Origin of the sequence: Amycolatopsis sp. cg9, assembly GCF_041346945.1 — a bacterium.
Taxonomy (GTDB): Bacteria; Actinomycetota; Actinomycetes; order Mycobacteriales; family Pseudonocardiaceae; genus Amycolatopsis.
Genome location: NZ_CP166850.1, coordinates 6,698,299 through 6,722,529, shown reverse-complemented (window position 1 = coordinate 6,722,529; position 24,231 = coordinate 6,698,299). Strand labels below are relative to the sequence as shown.

The window sequence follows — 24,231 nt, the reverse complement described above, 5'->3', positions numbered from 1 at the left end:
CGGGCGGGCCGGCGTCAGGCCTCCTCGTCCTCCAGACCGGCGTCGGCCAGCACCGCGTAAACCCGCCGCCGCGCGTCGGCGAGGATCTTCTTCACCTCGGCCACCTGGGCTTCGGTGCCGCTGTGCCCCACCTGGGCGGCCGCGCCCGACAGCTCGCCCAAGGCGTGCCACAGGGTCGCGAACCGGTCGGCGTTGGGCTCCTCCTCGGGCTCGCCCCACAGCGCGGCGAACTCCGCCTCCCGGCCGGCGACGTGCTCACGGCCCGCGTCGGTCAGCTCGGCGACGCGGCGCCCGGCCGTCTCGACGGTGTGGACCAGGCCTTCGTCCTCCAGCTGCTGCAGGATCGGATAGACCGACCCGGGACTGGGCCGCCACCGCTCGTTCGTGCGGCGGCGGATCTCCTGCATCAGCTGGTAGCCGTGCATCGGTTCCTCGGCGAGCAGCGCCAGCACGGCCGGGCGCACCGGACGCGCCGCGGGCCGCCCGCCGCGGAACTCCCGCACCCGCTGCCACGGCCCACCACCGCCCCACCCGCCCGGCCCGCCGAAGGAGCCGGGCCCACCGGGAAACCCGGGAAAGCCCGGCGGCTGCGGCGGCTGGGGCGGATGCGGCGGAAACCCACCCGGCGGCCCCCCACGCGCCAGCTCCGGCCCACCGTCCCAGTCCTCGTGCCCCGGCACCCCGTGCAGGCCCGGTTCGTGGCCGTGCAGGCCGTGCAGGACCGGCCCGCCGTGCAGCTCGTGGTGACCCGCACCGTGCCCCGGCCCGCCGTGGCCGCCCGGTCCGTGGCCGAAGTGGCCGCCGCCGAATCCGGCGAAGATCCGGCCCGCGCCCGCCGACATGTCCATGCGATCTCCTCGTGTTGTCGTATCGCCGACATTCACACGATATATCGCCGTTGGATCGGCGGCAACCTCAGGTGAAGTAGTGCCCGGCCTCCAGGTCCGCGACCAGCCCCGGCCACTCGGGCACCCACCCGAGCCGCTTCTGCGTCAGGACGCTCGACGCCGGCGAGTCCGCCCGCGTGAAGTGCGCGATCCACCCGAAATGCTCCGCCGCGGCTCCCGCCTGGACCGGCAACGAAAGGTGCCGCCCGATGATCTCGGCGAGCTCCCGCAGCGGCACGCCCTCGTCGCCGACGGCGTGCAGCCGCACGCCCTCCGGCGCCGTCTCGACCGCCAGGCGGTACAAGCGGGCCGCGTCGAAGCGGTGGACCGCGGCCCAGCGGACGGTGCCGTCGCCCGGGTAGGCCGACACGCCCTTCTCGCGGGCCAGCCGGATCAGCGCGGGGACGAACCCGTGGCGGTCGCCCTCGCCGTGCACCGAATGCGGCAGCCGCAGGACCGACGCGCGGATCCCGCGGCCGGCCAGGCCGAGGGCCGCCGTCTCCGAGGACGAGCGGGGGAACGCCGGGTCGGCCTCGTCGTCCTCCGTGGCCAGCCGGCCGGGCGCCACCGGCCCGGTCGCCGCCGTCACGACCAGTGCCTTGCCGGATCCTTCGAGGGCGTCGCCGAAAGCACCGATGGCGGCGCGGTCGGCCGCCGCGGCGGCCGTGAGATCGGCGAAGTCGTCGTGGATGTAGGCGGTGTGGACGACGGCGTCCGACTCCGCGGCGGCGGCGCGGAGACCGGCCAGGTCGGCCAGGGTGCCGCGGCGGACCTCGGCGCCGGTGGTCGCGAGCGCCGCGGCCTTCTCGTCCGAGCGGGCGAGGCCGAGGACCTCGTGGCCCGCTTCGAGGAGTTCGCGGACGACGGCGCTGCCGACGAACCCCGTCGCACCGGTGACGAACACACGCATTTCGTGCTCCTTTCGCTGTGCTCCCATCGTTCGGCGGGAGTGGCTCGCGCGTCCAAAGCCTGTTCCTCATCGGGCAATACGGCTCAGGCATCACCGCAGGTAGACTGCCCGGGTGACCGATCTGGACCTGCGGCTCGTGCGGTACTTCACCGCCGTCGCCGAACACCGGCACTTCGGGCGCGCGGCGGCCGCCCTGCACACCACGCAGCCGTCGCTGAGCAGGCAGATCCGCCGCCTCGAAGGCCAGCTCGGCGCGCGCCTGCTGGACCGCACGCCGCAGGGCACCCGCCTCACCGACGCCGGCGAGGTCTTCCTTCCCCGTGCCAAGGCCCTGCTGCGCTCGGCCGAGCAGGCGGCGGCGAGCACCCGCGCGGCGGCCACCCCCAGCCGGGTCACCATCGGCTACCTGACGAACCTGTTCGTCACCCCGGCCGTGCGCGAACTGCGCCGCCGCCACCCGGACGCCGAGGTGCTGACCCGCCACCTCGGCTGGACGGAGGCCCGCGCGGCCCTGCTCGACCACCGGGTCGACATCGCGGTGACGCGGTTGCCGCTGCCGGCCGACCGGCTGCGGGTGACGGTCCTCTACGACGAAGAGCGCGTGCTGGTGCTGTCCACCGACCACCGCCTGGCCGGCCGCGAGTCGGTGACGCTGGCCGACATCGCGGACGAGCCGCTCCCCCGCCTCGACGACCCGGCGTGGAACGCGTTCTGGCGCGTCGACCCCCGCCCGGACGGCACCCGCGCGCCGGACGGGCCGCTGATCGAGGGCTACGAGGAGAAGTTCGAGCTGATCGCGGCCGGCCAGCTGGTCTCGATCGTCCCGGCGGGCATCCGGTTCAGCCGCCTGCGCCCCGACGTGACGACGGTGCCCCTGACCGGCGTCGAGCCGTGCCAGGTGGTGATGGCGACCCGCGCCGGCGACCGCAACCGACTGGTGGCCGCGGCGTGCAAGACGCTGGAGGCGCACCTGACCGGCCCCGAAGCCGCGGCCCTGCGGCTCCCGGTGACCTGAGCCGAACAGCGCGCAGGCCCTGGTCCACAAAGGACAGTGCACGTCCGCTCCGGCGGCCGGATCCGGCCGCGTTCACCCGGATTTTCCCTGCCGGCCATGAATAGTTCGTTATACGCCGGGTTGTACGGGTCTTGTACGGACCGAGTCGACGCTACCGCCGAGACGTAGGACGTAGAACGAACTCGCAGGGAGAAACCGTGAACCTCACCCGGATCACCAGAGGCCTCCTGGCCGGGCTGCTGGGGTGTGCCGCCGTGGCCGTCCCGGCCGCCATCGGCACCGCCTCCGCGCAAGCCGACGTCAGCAGCACGTTGGTGTTCGACAAGAACACCGAAGGCCACGACTGCTACCGCATCCCCACCGTGGTCAAGGCGAACAACGGCGACCTGCTCGCCTTCGCCGAGGGCCGCAACGGCGGCGCCAGCACCTGCAACGACCTAGGCGAAATCGACCTCGTCCTGAAGCGCTCCACCGACGGCGGCAAGACGTGGAGCGCCTTGCAGACGGTCATCAAGGCCAACGGCGACACCAAGGGCAACCCGGCCCCGATCGTCATCCCGGGCAGCAACCGGATCGTGCTGCTGTCCACCATGCAGTGCTACACCAACCCCGCTTGCGGCCGCGTCCCGCGCGTGTCGATCAGCGAGGACAACGGCAAGACGTGGGGCGCGCCGCGCGTGCTGACCACCGAGCTCGGGTTCGCGAGCGCCCCGGGCTGGCTCGCCACCGGGCCGTCGCACGGGATCGTGCTCACCCGCGGCGCGCACGCCGGGCGGCTCGTCGCCGGGATCAGCTGGACGATCGGCGGCAAGAACACCGGTGCGCTGGTCTACAGCGACGACCGGGGCGCCACCTGGCACCGCGGCGCGACCGACTCGCCCACCACCGCGATCGACCCGCAGGAGATCAGCGTCACCGAGCTGCTCGACGGCCGGGTGTACGCCGCCGCGCGCAACCAGGCCAACGACGGTGACAAGTGCCTGGAGGGCGGGACGCGCAACCGCGCCTTCGCGATCAGCTCGGACGGCGGCGCGAGCTTCAGCGCGAAGTTCGCCTTCGCCACCGACCTCGTCGCGCCGACCGTCCAGGGTTCGACGGCCCGGATGAGCGCCACCGACACCGGCGGCAAGTACAACCGGGTGGTGTTCGCCGCACCGTCCACCTGCGACCGGCGCAAGGAGCTGCGGGTGCACTCGTCGTTCGACGAGGGCGCGAACTGGACCGGCACCGCGGGCAGCCTGCTCGTGTGGGGCCAGGACGCGGCGTACTCCGACATGGTGCAGCTGTCCCAGTCGTCGGTCGGCGTGCTGTTCGAGGCCGGGCCGGAGTTCCACGCGAACGACACCATCCGCTACGCCACGGTGACCGACGCCGCGCTGGGCGCCCCGGCCTGCGGACTCGGTTACGGCGTCATCGATTCCGCGCCGCTCGGCACGGCGGGCACGGCCTACCTGACCTACAACGCCGCCACCGGCAAGAACTGCGTCAGCGCGATGAAGAGCGCCAACGCCGGGAAGGCCACGCAGACCTCGGCCTTCCTGGAGGTCCAGGGCTCGGCGCGGGTCACCGACTCCGGCGCGTTCTCCTACTTCGCCGGCCCGGTTTCCGCCGCCGCGGCGGACAAGTGCGTGAAGTGGGGCGGCGCGGCCGACGGCCAGTCCTACACCAGCGAGTTCGAGCACTGCGGCTGACGCGGGGAGGGGACCCGCCCCCTGGCCGGGTCCCCTCCTCCACCGCCGTCAGAAACCCGAGCAGCTGGCGAGCGCGAACTCACCGGACGCGGTCGCCGTCTTGACCTCCCGGCCGTCCACGACGACCTTGCAGGTCACCGTGCCGCCCGCTTCCCCGGTGCTCACCGTGAACGCGCCGATGACGACGCCGGTGGCCTCGACGGTCTTCGTCCACGGCACCGCCGCGCCGGTCTCGGTCTTGACCGAGCCCGCCTGGTCGAAGGTGCTGTAGTCGACGTCGGCGGTCTTCGCATCGCCCGTCACCGAATAGACGATCGTGTGGTGCTGGGTCGCCTGCTCGTTGATGTCGCCGATCGCCTTGCCGAGCACCACCACCCACAGGATGCTCACGACGAGGCCGAGCACCGACACGACGATGCCGGCGATCGAGAGCCCCTTGTTGGTGGCTTTGCCCGCACGCACCCTGGCCAGGCCGACCGCGGACAGGACGAGGCCGAGCACCACCAGCGGCCAGGCGACCACGCCGACGAGCGGGATCGGCGAGAACACCAGCCCGACCAGGCCGAGGACGAAACCCGCCGTGCCGAGGCCGTTGCGGGGCGGCGCGGCCCGGGGAACCGGGTACTGCTGCTGGATCGGGGTGTAGTCGCTCATCGGGGTCGTGTCCTTTCGCCTTCGCTTGACGGCGAGCAGGAAACCAGCGGCGCGGGCGCCGCCGCGTCGTCCGCGAGCCTCGACCCCGTACGACGAAAGTCGTCACCGCCCCCGCGCCGGACAAGCCGAACAGCTGATGGACGCCCCGGGACCGCCTCGTAGGCTCAGCGCATGGGGTCCGTGCTTCGGGTGGTGTGCACCGTGCTCGCGGTCGCGGCGGGCGTGTTGAGCAGCACGATCTACGTCGCCATGGCCAGTGCCTTGCCGGGGACGTCGGCCACGCTGATCACGGTGCCGGGCGTGCTCGCCTGGTTCGCCGGGATCGGCGCGTCCGTGATGCTGGTCTGGCGGCACCGCTGGCCGCTGCTCGTCACCGGCCTCGCGCTCGTGCCGCCGCTGCTGCTGCCCGGCGACTCGCTGGCCGCGTTGATCGCCCTCGCCGCGTTCACGGCCCACCACGTCGGGTGGCGGCGGTGGGGCACCTCGGCGCTCGTGGTGGCGGCGACCTCGCTCGCCGTGTGGCGGGACGCGAGCCGCTTCTCCGACGTCACCATCGCCGGGGCCTGGATGTCGACCGAGTCGACGGCGGCCAAGCTCGTCGGCGTGGTCCTGACCGCGGTCGTGTTCACCGCGGTCCCGGTCACCGTCGGCGTGGTGCGGCACAGCCTGGCGGAGACGAGCCGCCGGATCGCCGAACAGGAAGCGCTGCGGGAGCAGATGGCGCGCCGCGAGGAACAGGCCCGCATCGCGCGCGAGATGCACGACGTCCTCGGGCACCGGCTGTCGCTGCTTTCACTGCAGGCGGGCGCGCTCGAGGTCACCGCCACCACCGCACCGGACACCGCGGCGGCCGCCAAGACCGTGCGGACCACCGCCCGGCAGTCGCTCGACGACCTGCGCCAGGTGATCGGCGTGCTCCGCGGCCCCGGGTTCACCGGCCGCGAGGCGGGCGGCCCGGCGGAGCCGCCCCAGCCGACGCTGGCCGACATCCCCGGCCTGGTCTCCGGCGCCCGGCAGGCCGGGCTCGCCGCCAACGTGACCATCCTGCTCGACCAGGCGGCCACCGCCCCGGCCCCGCTCGGCACGGCCGCCTACCGGATCCTCCAGGAAGCGCTCACCAACGTGCTCCGGCACGCGCCGGGCGCGCCGGCGGAGGTGACCGTGCGCGGCGGCCCCGGCCCCGGCCTGGTGCTCGAGGTCGTCAACGCGCTGCCGCCGCACCCGGTGCCCTCGCCCGGTTCGGGCACCGGGCTCACCGGCGTCGGCGAGCGGATCTCCCTGCTGGGCGGCTCGCTCACGGCGGGCCCGGCCGGCGAGCGGATGTTCGCGCTGCGCGCCTGGCTGCCCTGGGCACCGGCGGCCGGCCCGGCGCCCTAGCATGTGCGGGTGAGCGTGCGCGTACTGCTCGTCGACGACGACCCGCTGGTCCGCACCGGCCTGACCATGATCCTCGGCAGCGCCCCCGGCATCGAGGTCGTCGCGGAGGCGGGCGACGGCGACGAAGCGGTGCAGCAGGTCGCGCGGCACGCACCGGACGTCGTCCTGATGGACATCCGGATGCGCCGCATGGACGGCCTCGCGGCGACGGCGGCGGTGCTCGCCCAGCCGCGCCCGCCGCGGGTGCTGATCCTGACGACGTTCGACCTCGACGAGTACGTGTTCGAAGCCCTCGCGGCCGGCGCGAGCGGGTTCCTGCTCAAGGAAGGCTCGCCGCAGGAGATCATCGAGGGCGTCCGGGTGGTCGCGAACGGCGACGCGATGCTGTCCCCCCGCACGACGAAACAGCTGATCGGCCAGTTCGTCGCGTCGCGCGTCAGCCCGCGCCGGGCCCTCGCACTGGCGAAGCTGGACCTGCTCAGCGACCGCGAACGCCAGATCGTCACGGCGGTCGCGCGGGGCAAGCCGAACGCGGAGATCGGGGCGGAGCTGTTCGTCAGCGAAGCGACCGTGAAAACGCACATCACGCGCACGTTCGCGAAGCTCGACGTCAGCAACCGGGTCCAGCTCACGATCTTCGCCTACGAGGCCGGGCTCGTCACACCCTGAGCCCGGTGTTGCACCGGGGCCCCCGAAAACGATGTAACGAGCATGGTCCGCCCCGATGACGAAAAGCACCGCGCACTGGTCGCGGCGCTGCGGGAATGGGCCCACCGGGTCGATTCGGTTCCCTACCCCGCCAAGCTCGACATCGACGCGCTGCTGGACCGCCACTACGAGAGCCGGCCGGAACCGCCGGCGCCGCCCGCCGCGTCGCTGGTGCTCACCGCGACCGCCGACGCCACCGTCGTCGCCGTGACCGGGGACATCGACCTGGCCTGCGGGGACCGGCTGCACGACCGGCTCGCCGAAGAAGTCGCGCTGGCCCCGCGGGGTCTCGTCCTGGACCTGACCGGGGTGCGCCACTGCTCCGCCCGCGGGGTGGCGCTCCTGCACGAGGTGGCCGGCCGCGCGCTCGGCGCCGGGGTCCCGTTCGCCCTCGCCGGCTGCCCCGCGGTGGTGCGGCGGGCGATGGAGACCCTCCGGCTGGGGCCGTCGCTGCCGTTGCACCCCTCCGCGGCCGACGCCGTCGAGTGGCTCGGGATCCTGGCCCGGCTGACGGCGGAGGGCGCTACTTCGTGCCCGCCGGGGCCGTGGCCACCGCCGCCTCGCCGAACTTGATCCCCTTGGCCTCCTTGCCGATCGCCGTCAGCACCGCCACCGCGATCAGGCCCGGCACCACCGTCCACACGAGGGCCGAGGTGTACCCGTGCGCCTCCGCGATGGCCTGCTGGATCGGCAGGTTCAGCGCGGCCAGCAGGTTGCCCAGCTGGTAGGTCACCCCCGGGTAGAACCCGCGGATGGCGTCCGGGGACATCTCGGTCAGGTGCGCGGGGATCACGCCCCACGCGCCCTGCACCATGATCTGCATCAGGAACGAGCCGAGCGCGAGCATCCCCGCGCCGTGGTCGAACGCGAAGATCGGGATCACGGGCAGGCCGAGCACCGCGGCCGTCACGATCGTGCGGCGGCGGCCCAGGCGTTCGGACAGCGTGCCGAAGGTCAGGCCGCCGATGATGGCGCCGACGTTGTACAGCACGGCGATCCACGTGCTCGCCGACGCGCTGAGGCCGGCCCCGCCGTTTTCGTGGGCCTTCAGGAAGCTCGGGTAGACGTCCTGGGTGCCGTGGCTCATCCAGTTGAACGCCGTCATCAGCAGGATCAGGTAGCCGAAGCGGCGGATGACCTTCGGGTTCAGCAGGATGTCCTTGACCGACGTCCGCGTGACCCGGAGCTTCTCCCGCGCGACCTCCCAGACCTCCGATTCCTTCACCCGCGCCCGGATCAGCAGGCTGATCAGCGCCGGGAAGATGCTGAGCACGAAGATCCAGCGCCATTCGAGGTCGAGCAGCGAGTGGAACAGCAGGTACGCGAGCGCGGCGAGCAGGTAGCCGATCGAGTAGCCGACCTGCAGCAGGCCCGAGAAGAACCCGCGGCGGGCGACCGGGATCTTCTCCATCGCCAGTGCCGCGCCGAGGCCCCACTCGCCGCCCATGCCGATGCCGTAGACGAACCGCAGGACGAGCAGCACGGTGTAGTTCGGGGCGAACGCGCAGAGCAGGCCGGCCACCGAGTACAGCAGGACGTCGGCCATCAGCGGGATCCGCCGTCCGACGCGGTCGGCCCACAGGCCGAACAGCAGCGCGCCGACCGGGCGCATCACCAGCGTGGCCGTGGTGATGAACGCCAGCTGCGTCGCCGTCGCGCCGAACGACTTGTCCTTCGCGATGTCCGCCAGGACGAAGACGACGAGGAAGTAGTCGAACGAGTCCATGCTCCAGCCGAGCAGCGCCGCCAGGAAGGCGTTGCGCTGATCGGATGTAAGCGCTTTCTTCGCCGGAGCCGATGCCGCCTTGCGTTCCGTCACGTTTGCCCCGTCCCGTCGGTTTTTCACCGGAAGACCGCAGGCAGGGTTTAGCACCCACCGCCGGGTGCGGGCAAGGGTCAGAGCGTGACGCGGGTGCGGACCCGGCGGCCGACGTCCCGGGCCCACGCCTTGATCCGGTCCCAGTCGCGGAAGTCGCCCGCGCGGCGCCCGGACGCGAGCAGGCGCGGGATCAGGCCGTGCACGGTCGCCGGGTCGAGGCGCCCGCCGAAGGTCGCGGTGCGCTCGGCGTCGATGCGCGCGGCCAGCAGCGCCACGTTCGGCGGCAGGCTGACCTGCTGGCCGGCCGCGCCCGGGCCGCACGGTCCGCTGTGGAACAGCCAGACCGGGCGCTCGGCCAGCGCCCCGGCGTTGCGCTCCAGGAACCGGACCGCCTCCGGGCGCCACCGGTGGTAGTACAGGGCGCTGCCGACGATGACCGCGGCGTAGTCCTCGACCCCGGCGACGTCGGCGGCGTCGCGCACGTCCACGGTCAGGCCGGTCCCGCCGATCTCGGCGGCGATCACCTCGGCGATCTGCCGGGTTCCGCCGTGGCGACCGGCGTAGGCGACGAGGACAACGGACATGCCTTCATTGTCGGCCCTGGCGGACCGGGCCGCGCCGCGGGCCGGGCACGATCCGCCATACGGGCGCTCTTACGTTGCTCTTCGTGGGCCCACGGGCCGCTCGTTCACCCGCACGTGCTCGCCGGCGGCAAGAACGCCGGGCGCAGCGCGGGATCGGGCTCGTCGTAGTAGCGGTGGAACACCGCGGTCTGGCCGCCGGACACCGGCGGCACGATCCAGCTCCAGTCGGCCTGGCACCGGCGGCCCGCCCGCTCTTCGCGTTCCAGGTGGGCCAGGAACCGCTGCGACTCGGTGTGGTGGTCGGCGATGGTCACGCCGGCGGCGTCGAACGAGTGCTGCACCGCCAGCGTCAGCTCGACCAGCGCCCGGTCGCGCCACAGCGTGCGCTCGGACGCCGTCGGCAGGCCCATCAGCTCGGCGATGACCGGCAGCAGGTCGTAGCGCTGCTCGTCGGCCAGGTTCCGCGCCCCGATCTCGGTGCCGAGGTACCAGCCGTTGAACGGCGCCGCGGGGTAGGTGACCCCGCCGATCTCCAGCGGCATGTTGCTGATCGCCGGCACGGCGTGCCAGCGCAGGCCGAGGCCGGCGAACCAGCGGTGGTCGGGGTGGGTGAGCGGCACCTCCAGCACGGCGTCCGGGGGCAGCGTGAACAGCCGCGGCTCGCCGGGCGGCGCCTCGATCAGCAGCGGGAGGACGTCGAAGGACCCTCTTCGCTCCGGCGGGCGCCAGCCGAGTCTTCGCACGCGATCGGTGAACCCGGTGTACCGGGGATCGCCGAGGACCGAGCCGTCGTCGAGGCGGTACCCGGCGTAGCGGATCAGCTGTTCGTTGTGGATGCGCGGCCCCGGCACCTCGGGGGTGTCCGGCGCGAAGACGGTGACCGTCGGGCGGATCCGCCCGCCGCGGGTGGCCTGGCGCAGGTGGGCGACGCATTCGCCGGCGATCGCCGCGGGGTCGGTGACCCGCCGCCGGTCGCGGACGCGGAGGCTGCGCCAGTACAGCCTGCCGATGCAGCGGGCCGAGTTGCGCCAGGCGACGCGCGCGCCGTACGCCAGCTCGGCGGCGGTGTGGCGGTAGGTTCCCGTTTCGGCGATTTCCGCGCGCACCACGGCGAGCCGGGTTTCGAACCGGTCGCCCGCTTCGGCGGCACCCTCGGCGAACATCCGGTCCAGGAATTCTTCCGCTTCCGCGGAATTGACGCTCTGTTCCTCCGAGACGCGCTGGGGGTAAAGCGGCAGCGGTGCCGTCACCCGCTCAGGTGTAACGGTCACCGCGCTTCCCCACTCTCCGAAATCGTGATCTGCATCCCGACGAAAAGGTTCACCGTTCCTCCGATGGTCGCCGACGACGAAGTCGACCTGGAGGCTCTGCCGCCCCGGCACCTCCGGCCAGGCGGGGGAGAATACTCCTCGATCCGCGCGCCGCACTCCCCCGATCGTGACTCCCGCGCCGCCGATCCCGGAATGCGGCTCCGGCCAGGGAAAACACGCCGAAAATAACTGTTACCAAGCGTTATTCGGACATGGCGCAGCGCATTTACCGTCAATCGATCACAGTGGACGGCGCGGGCACCGTGATCCTTTCCCGGAAACGGCCTTTCCTCTTTTCGTGGGATTTCGGCGGACGGCCTTTCCCGGCCGCGGTCCCCCGTGTATCAGCGCGCCCGCGCGCGGCGTTAGAGTCGCGTGCGTGAGCCCGATTCCCGTGGTCCTCGTCGCCGGGTTCCTCGGCGCGGGCAAGACGACGCTGCTCAACCACCTGCTGGCCAACCGCGAGGGCGCCCGGGTCGGTGTCGTGGTCAACGACTTCGGGCGCGTGAACGTCGACGCGCTCGCGGTCGCCGGCCAGGTCGACACGATGGTTTCGCTCGGCAACGGCTGCCTGTGCTGCGCCGTCGACGCCGGCGGCCTGGACGCGATGCTCGGCCGGCTCTCCTCGGCCGAAGCGGGCATCGACGTCATCGTGGTCGAGGCCAGCGGCATCGCCGAACCCCGCGACCTGATCCGCCTGATGATCGCCAGCGAGAACCCGGACATCCGCTACGGCGGGCTCGCCGAGGTCGTGGACGCGGCCGAGTTCGAGGCCGCCCGCGAGCGCCACCCCGAGCTGGCCGACCACCTGCGGCTGGCCGACCTCGTGGTGCTGAACAAGGCCGACCGGGTCTCCGCCGAAGCGCTCGCCAAGCTCACCGCGGTCGTCGAAGAGCTGGCGCCGGGCCGCCCGCTGCTGGTCACCGAGCACGGCCGCGTCGACCCGCGGCTGTTCTTCGATCCCGAACCCCGCGGCGAGCGCGTCGGCCAGCTGTCTTTCGACGACCTGCGCGAGGAGGAGCACGACCACACCCAGCACCTGCACGCGAGCTACCAGACGGTCACGTTCACGGCCGCGACGCCGCTGGCGCCTCGCGCGTTCGTGGACTTCCTGGAGCGCCGCCCGGCCGGGCTCTACCGCATGAAGGGCCAGGCCGACTTCGGCATCGACGCCCGCTTCGACCTGCACACGGTCGGCGGCTTCGTCCAGCTGGCGCGTGCGCCGTGGCCCGCACGCGCGCCGCAGCGGACCGAGCTGGTGCTGATCGGCGCGGGCCTCGACACCGGCGCCGTCCTGGCCGAGCTGCGCGGTTGCGTGGCCGCGGATCCGTCGGTGGTCGACGAGCGCGGCCTGCTGCACATCCTCCGCTACCTCCCCGACCAGGCCTGACACGCCGACGACCGGCAAATGCGCTCCCGGCCGGCCCGGGCCGGCGGACACTGTCGCCCATGACGACCACCGCGGTGAGCGCACCCCGCTGGTACCGGGTCGGCGTGCTGCCCGAAGACGTCCCCCTGGCCCACTTGATGACCCGCTCCGGCGACCTCCGTTACCGCCGCTCCGCCTGCGGCGAGCGGGAATCCCGCAGCTGGAAACCGGTCGACTTGACGACGTCGGAGGTCACGCCGTGCCCGCGCTGCGTGGCGACGCTGTCGGGAGCCCTCGCCACCGGCGGCGAGGACCGCGGCCAGCTGTCGCTGGACCTCGAGGTCTAGCCGGGAGACCGCGGCGCGGTGAAGAGACGGTCGGGGTGGTTCGCGGGCGCCGTGGCGGTGCTCGCGGCGTCGGTTTCGGTCCTCGTCCGGGGAACGCCGTTCCTCAGTTCGTGGTCGGACCGCACGCGGGACGTCGTCGAGGCGTTCAGCCGGCTCTTCGCCATCGGCACCCCGTCCTGCTGCACGGCCCGGCCGCGGCGGGCAAGACCCGGGTCGCGGCCGAAGCGCCGCGCCGGGTGTTCCCGGACCGACCGCTGCTGATCCCCGCGGACGGCCCGCGCCTGCGCGAGCTGGACCTCGTGCCCGGGGACTGCGTCGACGTCGACGCGCTCGTCAACCTCGCGGTTTCCGCTGGGACGCGGGAGACTCCGAAGGGATGAAGAAGCTCGAGCGGATCGCCGCCGCGCGAGGGAACAACGAGTCCTAAGCGAGCGCCTTCTCGTAGCAGACCGACTCGGGATCGCTTTCGTGCGGCGGGAAGTTCGGCACCCGCCGGTACCCCGCGCTCTCGTAGAGGCGCATCGCCGCCGGCTGGCGGATGCCGGTTTCCAGGCGGAGGCGGACCGCGCCCTGGCCGCGGGCGAGGCGCTCGGACTCGGCGACCAGTGCGCCCGACACGCCGGTGCCGCGGACGTCCGGGGCGACGAACATGCGTTTCAGCTCGGACAGGCCCGGCTCGACCGGTTCGACCGCGCAGCAGCCGATCGCGCGGGGGCCGTCACGGGCCAGGAGGTAGCGGCTGGCCGGGGCCAGCGGGCGGGGCTGGGCGTCCGGGGGCAGGTCGTAGACCACGATCAGCTCGGCCGTCATCGCCGTCATCAGGGCGAGCAGCAACCCGTCGTCGGCCGGGCACTCCGCGACGGTGGCCACCTTCACGCCTTCTTCGCCCGGCTCGGCGCCACCCGCGGCGGCTCGTTGGGCATCTTCGGGTAGACCGGCGGCCACGGCGCGTCCATCAGCCCGTTCGCCAGGTCCGCTTCGGACATCGCCAGCAGCGGCTCGATCGACTGCGGCCGCTCCCCCGCGCCGGCCCACGGGTCGCCGCGCCCGGCCACCCGCGCCGGCACCGTGCTCAGCGTCAGCGTGTCCGGCTCCACGGTGTCCAGTTCGTCCCAGCCGATCGGCGTGGACACCTGGCCGCCCACCCGCGGCCGCACGCACCACGTGCCGAACACGGTCTTGTGCGGCGCGTTCTGGTTGAAGTCGACGAACACGCGCGAGCCGCGTTCCTCCTTCCACCACTGCGCCGTGATCTTCTCCGGGTGCCGGCGCTCCAGGGCCCGCGCCAGCGCGACCGCCGCGGCGCGCACCTGGAAGCCGTCCCAGCGCGGTTCGAGCAGCACGTACAGGTGCAGGCCGCGCGAACCGGACGTCTTCAGGTGGCCCTCGATGCCGTGCTCGGCCAGGAACTCCCGGGTCAGCACGGCGGCTTCGCGCAGCTCGTCGAAGCCGATGCCGGGCGAGGGGTCCAGGTCGACGCGCAGTTCGTCGGTGACCTCGGGCGTGTCCGCGTGGTACGGCCACACGTGGAAGCCGAGGCAGCCGAGGTTCACCGCCCACAGGACGTGCGCGAGGTCCTTCGCCACCAGCGCGTCGCTCGTCGTGCCGTTCGGCGTCGAGACGACGGTGGTGCTCAGCCACGGCGGCGCGCCCTTGGGCACGCGCTTCTGGAACCAGTTCTTGCCGCCCGCGCCGTCCGGGTAGCGCTCCAGCAGCAGCGGGCGCCCGCCGAGCCGGGCCAGCAGCGGCCCCGAGATCGCGCGGTAGTACTCGACGAGGTCGAGCTTCGTCTCGCCGCGCTCCGGGAAGTAGACCTTGTCCGGGCTGCTGATCTTGACCTCGACGCCGTCGACGTCCAGCAGCACCGCCTCGCTCATCGCGCCTCCCCGAACAGCTCGGCGAGCTCGGCGGGCGGCGCCTCGTCGAGCTGGGCGTACGTGCAGGACTCCGGGGTGCGGTCGGGCCGGAACCGGACCAGCCGCCCGCCGTGGCGGAACCGGCCGCCCTGCAGGTGCTCGTAGCGGACCTCAGCCACCCACTCGGGCCGCAGCGGCTCCCAGGACAGGTCCTTCTGCGGCGCCCACCGGCTCATCGCGCCCGGCTGCCGCCCGGGCTCGGGTTCGTACTCGGCCCAGGACCGCCACGGGTGGTTCTCGAGCGCGTTTTCCCGCAGCGGCGCCAGCTCGCCGACCAGCTCGGCCCGCCGCGCCTTGGTGAAGCTGCTCGCCACGCCGACGTGGTGCAGCACGCCCTCGCCGTCGAACAGCCCCAGCAGCAGCGACCCGACGCCGGCGCCGTCCTTGTGCCAGCGGAACCCGGTCACGACGCAGTCGGCCGTGCGCTCGTGCTTGACCTTCAGCATCACCCGCTTGTCCTGCTCGTACGGCAGGTCCGCGGGCTTCGCCATGACGCCGTCGAAGCCCGCGCCCTCGAACCGGGTGAACCAGTCTTCGGCCTGCGCCGGGTCGTCGCTCAGCGGGGTCAGGTGGACGCGCTGCAGCCCCTCGGCGTCGGTGCGCAGGATGCTTTCCAGCCGCTCGCGCCGGGCGCGGAACGGCTCTCCGGTCAGGTCGGTGTCACCGAGCGCGAGCAGGTCGAACGCGACGAAGCTCGCCGGCGTCTCCTCGGCCAGTTTGCGCACGCGCGAGGCCGCCGGGTGCAGCCGCAGCTGCAGCGCCTCGAAGTCCAGCCCCGCGGGCGTGACCAGCACGATCTCGCCGTCCACGACGCAGCGGGGCGGCAGCGCGGCGGCCAGCAGCTCGACCAGCTCCGGGAAGTACCGGGTCAGCGGGCGGTCGTTGCGCGAACCCAGCTCGATCTCGTCGCCGTCGCGGAACACGACGCAGCGGAAACCGTCCCACTTGGGCTCGAACAGCAGCCCCGGGTCACGCGGCACCTCGTGCACGGCTTTCGCGAGCATCGGCCGCACCGGCGGCATCACGGGCAAGTCCACCGCGCGAGCTTAAAACACGGGTACGACATTTCCGGGCGTGATACACACTGACTCGTGACCACCGAACGCCCCGCGCCGCCCCTGACCGGGGGCGAGCGCGAAATGCTGCGCACGTTCCTCGACTTCCACCGCGCCACCCTCGCGATGAAGTGCGACGGACTGTCCGACGAGGACCTCCGCCGCGCCGCCAGCCCGCCCTCGACGCTGTCGCTGCTCGGCCTCGTCCGGCACATGGCCGAAGTGGAGCGCACCTGGTTCCGGCGGGTGATCAACGCCGAGGACATCCCGCTGCGGTGGTCGGCCGACGGCGACTTCCAGGCCGCCTACGACGCCGGTTCCTCGACGCGCGAGGAAGCCTTCGCGGCGTGGCAGGACGAAGTGGAGCAGTCCCGCAAGATCGAAGCGGCGGCCGAGTCCCTCGACGTCACCGGCCACCAGGCACGCTGGGGCGAGGACGTCTCGCTGCGGCTGGTGATGCTGCACATGATCCACGAGTACGCCCGCCACAACGGCCACGCGGACTTCATCCGGGAAGCGATCGACGGCGTCACGGGGGCCTAGTGGACGTGCTCGCGTGGCTGCTCGACTCGGATCCGGCCCTGCGCTGGCAGGTCGAGCGGGACCTCGCGGGCGCCCCACCGGCGGTCTGGGAAGCGACGCGCGCCCGAGTCGCGTCCGAAGGGTTCGGCGCGCGGCTGCTGGCGGCGCAGGACCCGGACGGCCGGTGGGCGGGCGGCGCGTTCTTCCCGGCCGGCTTCCGCGGCGACGAGCCCCAGCCGTGGACGGCGACGACGTGGTCGTTGAACGCCCTGCGCGAATGGGGTCTCGACGCCGCGGTGCTGGGCGGCACGGCCGGGCTGCTGGCCGCGAACTGCCGCTGGGAGTACGACGACCTGCCCTACTGGGACGGCGAAGTCGACTGCTGCATCAACGCCTGGACCCTGGCCAACGGGGTGTGGCTCGGCGCGGACGTCGCCGGGATCGCGGCGTGGTTCACCACCCACCGGCTCCCGGACGGCGGCTGGAACTGCGAGTGGGTCGAAGGCTCGACGCGGTCGTCCGTCCACTCGACACTCAACGCTCTCAAAGGACTGCTGGCGCACGAAACCGCGACCGGCGGCACCGACGAGACCCGCGAAGCCCGCCGCCTCGGCGAGGAGTACCTCCTGGAGCGCGGGTTGTTCCGCCGGTTGTCGACGGGCGAGTCGCTCGGGCCGTGGGTGACCGAGTTCGGCTACCCGATGCGCTGGCGCTACGACGTGCTCAACGCGGCTTCGTACTTCCGCGACGCGGCCCGGCCGGACGAGCGGATGGCGGACGCGGTCGAGCTGATCCGCGCGGCCCGGCAGCCGGACGGGACGTGGCTGCGGCAGCGGACCGACACGGGCCGCGTGTGGTTCGCGGTGGACGTCCCGGCCGGGGAGCCGTCGAAGTGGCTGACGTTCTTCGCGACCCGCGTCCTGGACTGGTGGGACGCCCGTTAGAGCTCCGCGAACAGCATACCGCTGCGGGGCGGCCGGGCGGCGGCCGGGCGGCGGCCGCGAGATCCGCCGCCGGACCGCGAGTTTGGACGCGCGGCACGCACATCACCACCAGCCGCCCACGGTCCCACCAGCCGGTGACCGCACCGGGTCGGCACGCCGGACGCCGCTAAAGCTCCGCGAGCAGCAGACCGCTGCGCGGCTTCGGCGTGAAGTACGTGGCCTTCCGCGGCATCCGCCGCCCGGCCGCGTGCACGGCGAGGACGTCGGCGTGGCTCACCGGTGCCAGCAGGACCACCGCGTCGGCGTCCGGTGGTACCGGGCGGCCGTCCGGGAGCGGCTGGACGCCGGGGCCGTCGGGGTCGATCCCGAGCGCCGCGGCGAAGAGGACGCGCTCGACGATCTCGTGGTCGATCACCGGTCCCGGGCCGGCGAACCCGGGTCGCGGCAGCGGGACCCGCAGCACCGCCGCGCCCGCGCGCACCACGGCCTCGCCGGTGACCGGCACCGCGTGCTCGTCGTAGCGCACGTCCAGACCGGCCGCGGACCAGCGCGACACCAGGTCCTCGGGGCCGAGGCCGGTACCGGTGAGCACCCGGTGGATCGCGCCGATCCGCAGCTCCGGCCCCGCGGTGACCAGGGCGAGCAGCCCGCCGTGCCCGGCCGCCGCGGCCGCGGCCACCCGGTGGTTGCCGTCGGCGACCAGGAGTTCGGCGGCGCCGGCCGCGGCGAGCAGGCGGTGCTGCAGCGGCCCGGCGGGCACCACCCACAGGTCGTGCCGCCGCCCGGCCGCGTCCGAAGTGGACAGATCGGGCAGGCCGAGCGCCCCGCACGCGCGGGCCACCACCTCGGTGAGCAGGTCGCCGCCGGTGGCCGGGACGAGCAGCGCCGCGCTGGTCGCGCAGCCGAGCCCGGCGAGCACGGCGGCCCGCTCGGCCACGACGTCGGGGTAGACGTCCTCGGTGTGCCGGACGCGCGCGGTGCCGTCGTCGGTCACCGCGGCCGGGTCGACCAGGCAGAGCACGCCCAGCGCGACGCCGTCCGGCCCTTCGATCCGGTACGGCGCGACGACCTCGCGCACCGGCCGGTAGGACCGCTTGCGGAGCCGTTCGAGCACCGCGCGGGCGACCGGGACGGCGGCGGCCAGGTCGAGACCCCGCGCCAGCGCCGCGGGCGTACGCGCGGGGTGCTGCACGGCCAGCAGGCTGTCGCCGGCACCGGGCGCGGCCAGCGCGTCGACCACCCGGCCGGGCTCGGCGAACTCGTCGACGTCCGGGCCGGGCACCGCGCCGCGGACCACCCAGCCCCGCCCGATCGGCCGGATCCAGTCGCTCATCCCTCCCATCTTGCGCGATGAGCGCGGAGACGGAAATTCGCTGGGGTGCGGTGCCCTCCCGGTGGAATGCTTAGGACTGCAAAGTAGTTGACCCCGGACATGACCTCCCCGAGGAGCAGCCCGCCGATGACGACACCCGCCGCCACCAGCGTGAAGGGGGTCGGCTTCCGTTCGGAACGCGGTCCCGTGCTGGTCGCCGTCATGCTCAGCACCGCGCTGGTCGCGCTCGACAGCACGATCATCGCGACCGCGGTGCCCTCGGTGGTGCGCGACCTCGGCGGGTTTTCGCAGTTCCCGTGGCTGTTCTCGATCTACCTGCTCACCCAGGCCGTCACGGTGCCGCTCTACGGCAAGTTCGCCGACGTCCTCGGCCGCCGCCCGGTGATGTTCTTCGGGATCGCCGCGTTCCTCGTCGGCTCGGTGCTGTGCGGGGCCGCGTGGAGCATGCCGGTGCTGATCGCCGCCCGCGCGGTGCAGGGCATCGGGGCGGGCGCGATCCAGCCGATGTCGATGACGATCATCGGCGACCTCTACACGGTGGAGGAACGCGCCCGGGTGCAGGGCTACGTCGCCAGCGTCTGGGGCATCGCGTCGGTGGTCGGCCCGACGCTCGGCGGCGTGTTCGCCGAGTACCTGGACTGGCGGTGGATCTTCTTCGTCAACCTGCCGCTCGGCGCGATCGCCGCGCTGATGCTGTTCCGCAACTTCGCCGAGCGCGTGGAGCGCAAGCCGCACCGGGTCGACTACACCGGCGCCGCGCTGCTCACCGTCGGCTGCTCGCTGGTGATCCTGGGCCTGCTCGAAGGTGGCGTCGCGTGGGCGTGGGGCTCACTGCCGAGCGTGGCGATCTTCGTCGTGGGCGCGGCGCTGCTGGTGGCGTTCGTGCTGGTGGAGAAGCGCGCGGCCGAGCCGGTGCTGCCGCTGTGGGTGTTCACCCGGCGGATCCTGGTGGGCGGCAACCTGGTCGCGGTCGTGGTCGGCGCGGTCCTGATGGGCCTGACGTCGTACCTGCCGACCTACGCACAGGGCGTGCTCGGCGCGGGCGCGCTGGTGGCCGGGTTCGCGGTGGCGGCGCTGACCGTCGGCTGGCCGATCTCGGCGGCCCTGGCCGGCAAGATCTACCTGCGCATCGGCTTCCGCGACACGGCGCTGATCGGCAGCGTGTTCATCATCGCCGGCGGCGTGCTGGTGGCCATGCTCGGCGCGACGTCGTCGATCTGGGCGGCGGCGATCGCGGCGTTCGTCCTCGGCCTCGGCCTGGGCCTCGCGGCCAGCCCGACGCTGGTGGCGATCCAGTCGGTGGTGGGCTGGGACCGCCGCGGCGTGGTGACGGCGACGAACCTGTTCAGCCGGTCCCTCGGCAGCGCGGTCGGCGCGGCGGTGTTCGGCGCGATCGCGAACGCGACGCTGGCTTCCCGGTTCGCGAACCCGCCGGCGGAGGTGGCGGGCAAGCTGCCGCCGTCGGTGGACGCGACGAGCCTGGTCCTGGGCGGTCACAGCGACTCCCCGGTCGCGACGTTCGTCCGGGGCGCGCTGAACGACGCGACGCACTACGTGTTCATCGGCCTGCTCGCGGTGGCGGTGCTGTCGGTGCTGGCGCTGCTGCTGATGCCGCGCAAGACCGAGCAGCTCGAGTTCTAGGCGCGGCCGAGCAGCGCGAGGATCCCCTCGATCGCCTGGTCGAACGGCTGGGTGCGGCCCGCGGCCCGGGCGAGGACGTAGCCGCCCTGCAGGGTCGCGACGACAGCCGACGCGGTGGCCACCGGGTCGAGCCCGCCGTCGTCCTCCGCCACCACCTCGGCGAGCCGGGTGCGCAGCCAGGCGAACGTCTCTTCGACCGGTGCGCGGAGGACGGGCGCGGCCATGACGTCCGGGTCCTGCGTCAGCCGGCCGACCGGGCAGCCGCGCAGGACGTCGCGTTCACGGCGGAGGTAGGCCGCGATCCGCTCGAGCGGGGTGCCCGGCCCGGACAGCTGCGCCTCGGCGGCGGCGCGCATCTCCTCGGCGGTGCGGTCGATGGCCGCGCGCGCGAGCTCCTCCTTGCCGGAGAAGTGGTGGTACATGCTGCCCTGACCGGCGTCGGCGAGCTGCTGGATGGTCTTCGGGCTGGTGCCGACGTAGCCGCGCTCCCACAGCAGGGTGCGGGTGCTCTCGATGAGGCGTTCCCTCGTGTCCACGGACCTCAGTGTACCTACCGGTAGGTACATCAGTTCTGCAGCGGCATGAGCTCCGCCTGGAAGTTCGCCAGGAACTCCTCGAAGTCGCCGTGGCCGGGCCGGATGACGAACTTCGTCAGCCCGGCCTCGATGTGCTGCTCCACCAGCCGGCGCGCCTCGGGCCAGCTGGTCGCCACCAGGTCCTCGACCGGCACGCCCGGCCGCCGCTTGGCCGCCGCGGCGATCAGCTCGGCCGGGAGCCCCTTGTCGGCGACGGCCAGGCTGAGCCCGAAGTGGTCGGCTTCGATCTCGCGACCGGCCTCCGCCGCGGCCTCCTGGATCGCGATGCGGGCGTCGCGCGCCTGGGCCGGCGTGTGGAAGCTGCCGAGCCAGCCGTCGGCGAGCCGACCCGCCCGGCGCAGGGCCGCCGGCGCCGCTCCCCCGAGCCAGACGTCCAGCCGCTTGGCCGGGCGCGGCCCGAGGTGGCCGCCGTCGACGTGGAAGAACTCGCCGTCGAAGGAGACGTCGTCCTCTTCGAGCAACCGCCGCAGCAGGGTCAGCGACTCGTCGAACACCGCGGCCCGCCGCCCGGCGGGCACCGGGAAGAGGTCGTGCTCGGCGGCGCGGGCCGGGCGCAGCCCGAAGACCGGGAGCACCCGCTTGGGCGCGAGGCCGGCCAGGGTCAGCAACTGCTTCGCGACGAGCACCGGGTGCCGGCCCGGCAGGATCGCCACGCCGGTGCCGACCTTGAGCTTCGCCGTCGTCGCGAGCGCGTGCGTCATGCCGATCATCGGGTCGACTTCGGGCGAGTAGACCAGTTCCGACAGCCAGAGCGAGTCGACACCGGCGGCCTCCAGCCGCCGCGCCAGCCCGGCGAACTCGCCGGGCCCCGTTCCCGCCGCCGGCGCGACACCCAGCCTGATCTTCAGCACGGTTCCTCCCGGAGGGCTCTCCAGTGGCAACGCGCCGGGCGGCCGGGAATTCCTCAGGCGGTCGCGGCGATGACCCGGCTCAGCGCGGCGTGCAGTGCCTCCAGCTCGGACACGTCCATCCCCAGCGTCTCGACCACCCGGTACGGGATCTTCTCCGCCACCGCCCGCAGCGCGCGCCCTTTCGCCGTCAGCTCGACGGTCAGCTGCCGCTCGTCCTCGCGGCTCCGCGCGCGCGTCACGTACCCCAGTGCCTCCAGCCGCTTCAACAGCGGCGAGAGCGTCGCGGGCTCGTGGCGCAGCGACGCGCCGAGGTCCTTCACCGAGCGCGGCGAGCGTTCCCACAGCGCCAGCAGCACCAGGTACTGCGGGTGGGTCAGGCCGTGCGGCTCGAGCAGCGGCCGGTAGATCGCGATCACGCTGCGCGAAGCCACCGACAGCGCGAAACACACCTGCCGGTCCAGCTTCAGCGGGTCTTCACCCAGGTCGATCATGCCTTCGATCCTACTGTGTCCTCGATCGCGCTAATTATTAGTGCACTAAGCATTAGTGTACTATCGAATTCATGGAACGACCGAGTGTGCTCCGCTGGTTCGGGTACGCCGTGGGCGTGCGGCTGCCCGAGCGCCTCAACGACTGGGCCCTGCACGACGCGACCTCGAAGCACTGGCGGGCGCGGTACGTGCTGCAGCGGTCGGTCGGCATCCTGCCGCTGTGCGCGGTGTGGCTGCTGCTGCCCGGCTCGATCTGGCTGCGGCTCTCGCTGGTCCTCATGGCCGCGCTCGTCGCGTACTTCTACTCCTGCGCGTACATGGAGGAGAGCGTCGAGCACCGGCTCGGCCGGCAGGGCTTCCCGCACAACACCGGGCGCCGCATCCGCGCCGAAGCCGCCGAGGCGAAGAACGCCGAAGCCACCGCCCGCTACCTCGCGCGCTACCGGACGTCGCCGGAGGGTTAGCTGTGCTGCTGGTTGCCGATCCGGCCACAGTCACGGCCGGATCAGCCCGTGGCGCCGGTCGCCTGCCGTTCGGGGGCGGCCTGCTTCTGGCCGGATCGGCAACTAGAGTCGGGGACGATGAGACGCAAGCTCCGGCCGCCGATCCCGCCGCGCCACGGGCTGGACCCCGCCCGGCTCAAGCTCCCCGCCGACGGCGAGTGGCCGACCCTGCTGGCGCACCTCGTCGACCGGCTGCCCCGCGTGACACCGGCCCGCATCGAGGAAATGCTGCGCGAGGAACGCATCCACGGCCTCGACGGCCCGCTCGGCGTCGACACGCCGTTCGAGCCCGGCTCGTTCATCTGGTTCCACCGCGACCTGCCGGACGAGGTGCCGGTCCCGTTCGAAATCCGCGTCGTGCACCGCGACGAGCACCTGCTGGTCGTCGACAAGCCGCACTTCCTGGCGACCATCCCGCGCGGGCAGCACATCCTGGAGACCGCGCTCGTGCGGCTGCGGCGCGAGCTGGACCTGCCGCAGCTGTCCCCCGCGCACCGGCTCGACCGGGTCACCGCCGGCCTGGTGATGTTCGTGATCACGCCGGAGCTGCGCGGGAAGTACCAGACGCTGTTCCGCGACCGCCGCGTGCACAAGGAGTACGAGGCCATCGCCCCGTACGACCCCGCGCTGGAGCTGCCGCGGACCGTCCGGAGCCGGATCGTCAAGGAGCGTGGGGTGCTCGCCGCGCGCGAAAAGCCGGGCGAGCCGAACGCCGAGACGCACGTCGAACTGCTCGAACACCGCGACGGGCTGGGGCGCTACCGGCTGAAGCCGTCGACCGGCCGGACGCACCAGCTGCGCGTCCACCTCAGCGGCCTCGGCGTCCCCATCCTCGGCGACGACTTCTACCCGGAGCTGCGGGAAAAGCCGCTCGGCGACTTCACGAAACCGTTGCAGCTGCTGGCGAAGGTGCTCGCCTTCGACGACCCGGTCACCGGCGCAGCCCGCCGGTTCACCAGCGGGCTGCGGCTGTCCGCCTGGGACGACCTCGCCGCGTGGGCGGCACCCCCGGCGTGACCCGGGAGCGCCGCCGGTGCGTCACTTGCGCCAGAACTTCACGCCGCTCCACTGCACCGTGATCGGCCCCGCGCCGCTGGACGTGCGGTAACTGCCGAACTTGTCGTAGTAACTACCGCTCGCGCTGGCGATCGTCTGCTTGAGCGAGCCGTTGAGGTACACCTTGTGCGAGCTGCCGACCTGGTTGATCGTGTTCACCCGCACCGACGTGCCGACGGTCGCGCCGCTGCCCAGTGTCGCCCCGCCCTCCACCGCGTATATCCGGCCGCCCTTCTCGACCGCCAGCAGGAAGTACGGCCCGGCGTTCGAGCCGTCGCGGAACGTCTGCTTGAGACTGATCCGGGAGCCGGTCATGCCGGTGATCTTGAACGAGCCTTCGAACTGGTGGGTACCGCCGGTGTAGGTGGTGTAGCGGCGTTCCGCCCGCTGGTCACCACTGCCGGTCGAACAGGTGAGCTGGAAGGTGAGCCCGGAAATCTGGCCACACCCGCGCTCCTGTTCCGTGAAGCCCGGCGACTCCGGGGTCCACGGACCCGTCCCGACCTGGGCGTTCGCCGCGGGGGCGAGGACCGCGAGCCCTGCCGCGACCGCCACGACCACACCCGCACCGTGAATTCTGCGCACCGTCGACCTCCTGGTTCACTCGAGGCGGCGGTGTTGTGACTGTACGAGCCGGAGCCGTCACGGACAA

At 73.0% G+C, this 24,231-nt stretch carries 27 protein-coding genes; 13 read left to right on the top strand and 14 right to left on the bottom strand.

Going from position 1 to position 24,231, the window contains the following annotated elements:
• Positions 1-14 precede the first annotated feature (14 nt).
• Together AB5J73_RS31235 and AB5J73_RS31230 are read right to left on the bottom strand one after the other, a co-directional pair.
• Positions 15-848 (bottom strand): PadR family transcriptional regulator, encoded by an 834-nt coding sequence (locus AB5J73_RS31235; protein WP_370962255.1) that lies wholly within the window; start codon positions 846-848, stop codon positions 15-17.
• A gap of 67 nt (positions 849-915) precedes the next feature.
• The gene (locus AB5J73_RS31230; protein WP_370962254.1) at positions 916-1,797 is read right to left on the bottom strand and encodes an SDR family oxidoreductase; all 882 of its coding nucleotides are present in this window, start codon (positions 1,795-1,797) and stop codon (positions 916-918) included.
• 112 nt (positions 1,798-1,909) lie between these two features.
• Between AB5J73_RS31230 and AB5J73_RS31225 the strand changes: the two genes are divergently transcribed.
• A complete protein-coding gene (locus AB5J73_RS31225; RefSeq protein ID WP_370962253.1) occupies positions 1,910-2,812 on the top strand; it encodes a LysR substrate-binding domain-containing protein in 903 nt (300 codons plus the stop codon).
• 197 nt (positions 2,813-3,009) lie between these two features.
• Complete coding sequence (locus AB5J73_RS31220) at positions 3,010-4,503, top strand: exo-alpha-sialidase (RefSeq protein ID WP_370962252.1); 1,494 nt, start codon at positions 3,010-3,012, stop codon at positions 4,501-4,503.
• Between the two features lie 48 nt (positions 4,504-4,551).
• On the opposite strand, the gene AB5J73_RS31215 is transcribed toward AB5J73_RS31220, so the two are convergent.
• A complete protein-coding gene (locus AB5J73_RS31215; protein WP_370962251.1) occupies positions 4,552-5,157 on the bottom strand; it encodes an MmpS family transport accessory protein in 606 nt (201 codons plus the stop codon).
• Positions 5,158-5,328: 171 nt separating this feature from the next.
• Between AB5J73_RS31215 and AB5J73_RS31210 the strand changes: the two genes are divergently transcribed.
• From AB5J73_RS31210 to AB5J73_RS31200, 3 genes are read left to right on the top strand one after another with little or no spacing between them, the layout of a single operon-like run.
• The gene (locus tag AB5J73_RS31210) at positions 5,329-6,534 is read left to right on the top strand and encodes a sensor histidine kinase (protein WP_370962250.1); all 1,206 of its coding nucleotides are present in this window, start codon (positions 5,329-5,331) and stop codon (positions 6,532-6,534) included.
• Between the two features lie 9 nt (positions 6,535-6,543).
• On the top strand, positions 6,544-7,203 hold the full coding sequence (locus tag AB5J73_RS31205; protein ID WP_370962249.1) for a response regulator: 660 nt from the start codon (positions 6,544-6,546) through the stop codon (positions 7,201-7,203).
• A 42-nt stretch (positions 7,204-7,245) separates the two neighbouring features.
• Positions 7,246-7,815: an STAS domain-containing protein gene (locus tag AB5J73_RS31200; RefSeq protein WP_370962248.1), complete on the top strand. Its 570-nt coding sequence runs from the start codon at positions 7,246-7,248 to the stop codon at positions 7,813-7,815.
• On the opposite strand, the gene AB5J73_RS31195 is transcribed toward AB5J73_RS31200, so the two are convergent.
• The 3 genes from AB5J73_RS31195 to AB5J73_RS31185 form a co-directional block, all read right to left on the bottom strand.
• Complete coding sequence (locus tag AB5J73_RS31195; protein ID WP_370962247.1) at positions 7,766-9,061, bottom strand: MFS transporter; 1,296 nt, start codon at positions 9,059-9,061, stop codon at positions 7,766-7,768. The two genes, AB5J73_RS31200 and AB5J73_RS31195, sit on opposite strands and share 50 nt — an antisense overlap.
• Positions 9,062-9,138: 77 nt before the next feature.
• On the bottom strand, positions 9,139-9,645 hold the full coding sequence (locus AB5J73_RS31190) for a flavodoxin domain-containing protein (RefSeq protein WP_370962246.1): 507 nt from the start codon (positions 9,643-9,645) through the stop codon (positions 9,139-9,141).
• Positions 9,646-9,749: 104 nt separating this feature from the next.
• The gene (locus tag AB5J73_RS31185; protein ID WP_370962245.1) at positions 9,750-10,895 is read right to left on the bottom strand and encodes a nitric oxide synthase oxygenase; all 1,146 of its coding nucleotides are present in this window, start codon (positions 10,893-10,895) and stop codon (positions 9,750-9,752) included.
• A gap of 439 nt (positions 10,896-11,334) precedes the next feature.
• On the opposite strand from AB5J73_RS31185, the gene AB5J73_RS31180 reads away from it, so the two are divergent.
• The 3 genes from AB5J73_RS31180 (at position 11,335) to AB5J73_RS31170 (ending at position 13,051) form a co-directional block, all read left to right on the top strand.
• Entirely contained in the window at positions 11,335-12,345 is a 1,011-nt protein-coding gene (locus AB5J73_RS31180) for a GTP-binding protein (RefSeq protein ID WP_370962244.1), read from the top strand.
• A 59-nt stretch (positions 12,346-12,404) separates the two neighbouring features.
• The gene (locus AB5J73_RS31175) at positions 12,405-12,671 is read left to right on the top strand and encodes a hypothetical protein (RefSeq protein WP_370962243.1); all 267 of its coding nucleotides are present in this window, start codon (positions 12,405-12,407) and stop codon (positions 12,669-12,671) included.
• Between the two features lie 110 nt (positions 12,672-12,781).
• Entirely contained in the window at positions 12,782-13,051 is a 270-nt protein-coding gene (locus tag AB5J73_RS31170) for a hypothetical protein (RefSeq protein ID WP_370962242.1), read from the top strand.
• A gap of 43 nt (positions 13,052-13,094) precedes the next feature.
• On the opposite strand, the gene AB5J73_RS31165 is transcribed toward AB5J73_RS31170, so the two are convergent.
• Genes AB5J73_RS31165 through AB5J73_RS31155 form a run of 3 tightly spaced genes read right to left on the bottom strand, consistent with a single transcriptional unit; the run spans position 13,095 to position 15,624 of the window.
• Entirely contained in the window at positions 13,095-13,541 is a 447-nt protein-coding gene (locus AB5J73_RS31165) for a GNAT family N-acetyltransferase (protein ID WP_370962241.1), read from the bottom strand.
• 2 nt (positions 13,542-13,543) lie between these two features.
• A complete protein-coding gene (gene ligD, locus AB5J73_RS31160; protein ID WP_370962240.1) occupies positions 13,544-14,548 on the bottom strand; it encodes a non-homologous end-joining DNA ligase in 1,005 nt (334 codons plus the stop codon).
• Positions 14,545-15,624, bottom strand: coding sequence for an ATP-dependent DNA ligase (locus AB5J73_RS31155; protein WP_370962239.1), 1,080 nt, complete (start codon positions 15,622-15,624; stop codon positions 14,545-14,547). The genes ligD and AB5J73_RS31155 overlap by 4 nt, the downstream gene beginning before the upstream one ends.
• A gap of 54 nt (positions 15,625-15,678) precedes the next feature.
• Here AB5J73_RS31155 and AB5J73_RS31150 point away from each other — a divergent pair, with 54 nt between their 5' ends.
• Together AB5J73_RS31150 and AB5J73_RS31145 are read left to right on the top strand one after the other, a co-directional pair.
• Complete coding sequence (locus AB5J73_RS31150) at positions 15,679-16,185, top strand: DinB family protein (RefSeq protein ID WP_370962238.1); 507 nt, start codon at positions 15,679-15,681, stop codon at positions 16,183-16,185.
• A complete protein-coding gene (locus AB5J73_RS31145) occupies positions 16,185-17,108 on the top strand; it encodes a squalene cyclase (protein WP_370962237.1) in 924 nt (307 codons plus the stop codon). Before AB5J73_RS31150 ends, AB5J73_RS31145 begins: the two co-directional genes overlap by 1 nt.
• Before the next feature lie 166 nt (positions 17,109-17,274).
• Here AB5J73_RS31145 and AB5J73_RS31140 read toward each other — a convergent pair whose 3' ends face one another.
• Positions 17,275-18,441 carry a DUF1015 family protein gene (locus AB5J73_RS31140; RefSeq protein ID WP_370962236.1) on the bottom strand — a complete coding sequence of 389 codons (1,167 nt, stop codon included), beginning with the start codon at positions 18,439-18,441 and terminating at the stop codon, positions 17,275-17,277.
• A 126-nt stretch (positions 18,442-18,567) separates the two neighbouring features.
• Here AB5J73_RS31140 and AB5J73_RS31135 point away from each other — a divergent pair, with 126 nt between their 5' ends.
• A complete protein-coding gene (locus AB5J73_RS31135; RefSeq protein WP_370962235.1) occupies positions 18,568-20,082 on the top strand; it encodes an MDR family MFS transporter in 1,515 nt (504 codons plus the stop codon).
• Here the strand turns inward: AB5J73_RS31135 and AB5J73_RS31130 are convergent.
• Genes AB5J73_RS31130 through AB5J73_RS31120 form a run of 3 tightly spaced genes read right to left on the bottom strand, consistent with a single transcriptional unit; the run spans position 20,079 to position 22,020 of the window.
• A complete protein-coding gene (locus AB5J73_RS31130; protein ID WP_370962234.1) occupies positions 20,079-20,618 on the bottom strand; it encodes a TetR/AcrR family transcriptional regulator in 540 nt (179 codons plus the stop codon). The two genes, AB5J73_RS31135 and AB5J73_RS31130, sit on opposite strands and share 4 nt — an antisense overlap.
• 29 nt (positions 20,619-20,647) lie before the next feature.
• The gene (locus tag AB5J73_RS31125; protein ID WP_370962233.1) at positions 20,648-21,529 is read right to left on the bottom strand and encodes a TIGR03854 family LLM class F420-dependent oxidoreductase; all 882 of its coding nucleotides are present in this window, start codon (positions 21,527-21,529) and stop codon (positions 20,648-20,650) included.
• Between the two features lie 53 nt (positions 21,530-21,582).
• Positions 21,583-22,020: a MarR family winged helix-turn-helix transcriptional regulator gene (locus tag AB5J73_RS31120; RefSeq protein WP_370962232.1), complete on the bottom strand. Its 438-nt coding sequence runs from the start codon at positions 22,018-22,020 to the stop codon at positions 21,583-21,585.
• An 86-nt stretch (positions 22,021-22,106) separates the two neighbouring features.
• Between AB5J73_RS31120 and AB5J73_RS31115 the strand changes: the two genes are divergently transcribed.
• Both AB5J73_RS31115 and AB5J73_RS31110 read left to right on the top strand, forming a co-directional pair.
• The gene (locus AB5J73_RS31115) at positions 22,107-22,484 is read left to right on the top strand and encodes a DUF5313 domain-containing protein (protein WP_370973399.1); all 378 of its coding nucleotides are present in this window, start codon (positions 22,107-22,109) and stop codon (positions 22,482-22,484) included.
• Between the two features lie 117 nt (positions 22,485-22,601).
• Positions 22,602-23,540: an RluA family pseudouridine synthase gene (locus AB5J73_RS31110; protein ID WP_370962231.1), complete on the top strand. Its 939-nt coding sequence runs from the start codon at positions 22,602-22,604 to the stop codon at positions 23,538-23,540.
• A 21-nt stretch (positions 23,541-23,561) separates the two neighbouring features.
• Here AB5J73_RS31110 and AB5J73_RS31105 read toward each other — a convergent pair whose 3' ends face one another.
• Positions 23,562-24,140: a hypothetical protein gene (locus tag AB5J73_RS31105; protein ID WP_370962230.1), complete on the bottom strand. Its 579-nt coding sequence runs from the start codon at positions 24,138-24,140 to the stop codon at positions 23,562-23,564.
• Positions 24,141-24,231: the final 91 nt, after the last annotated feature.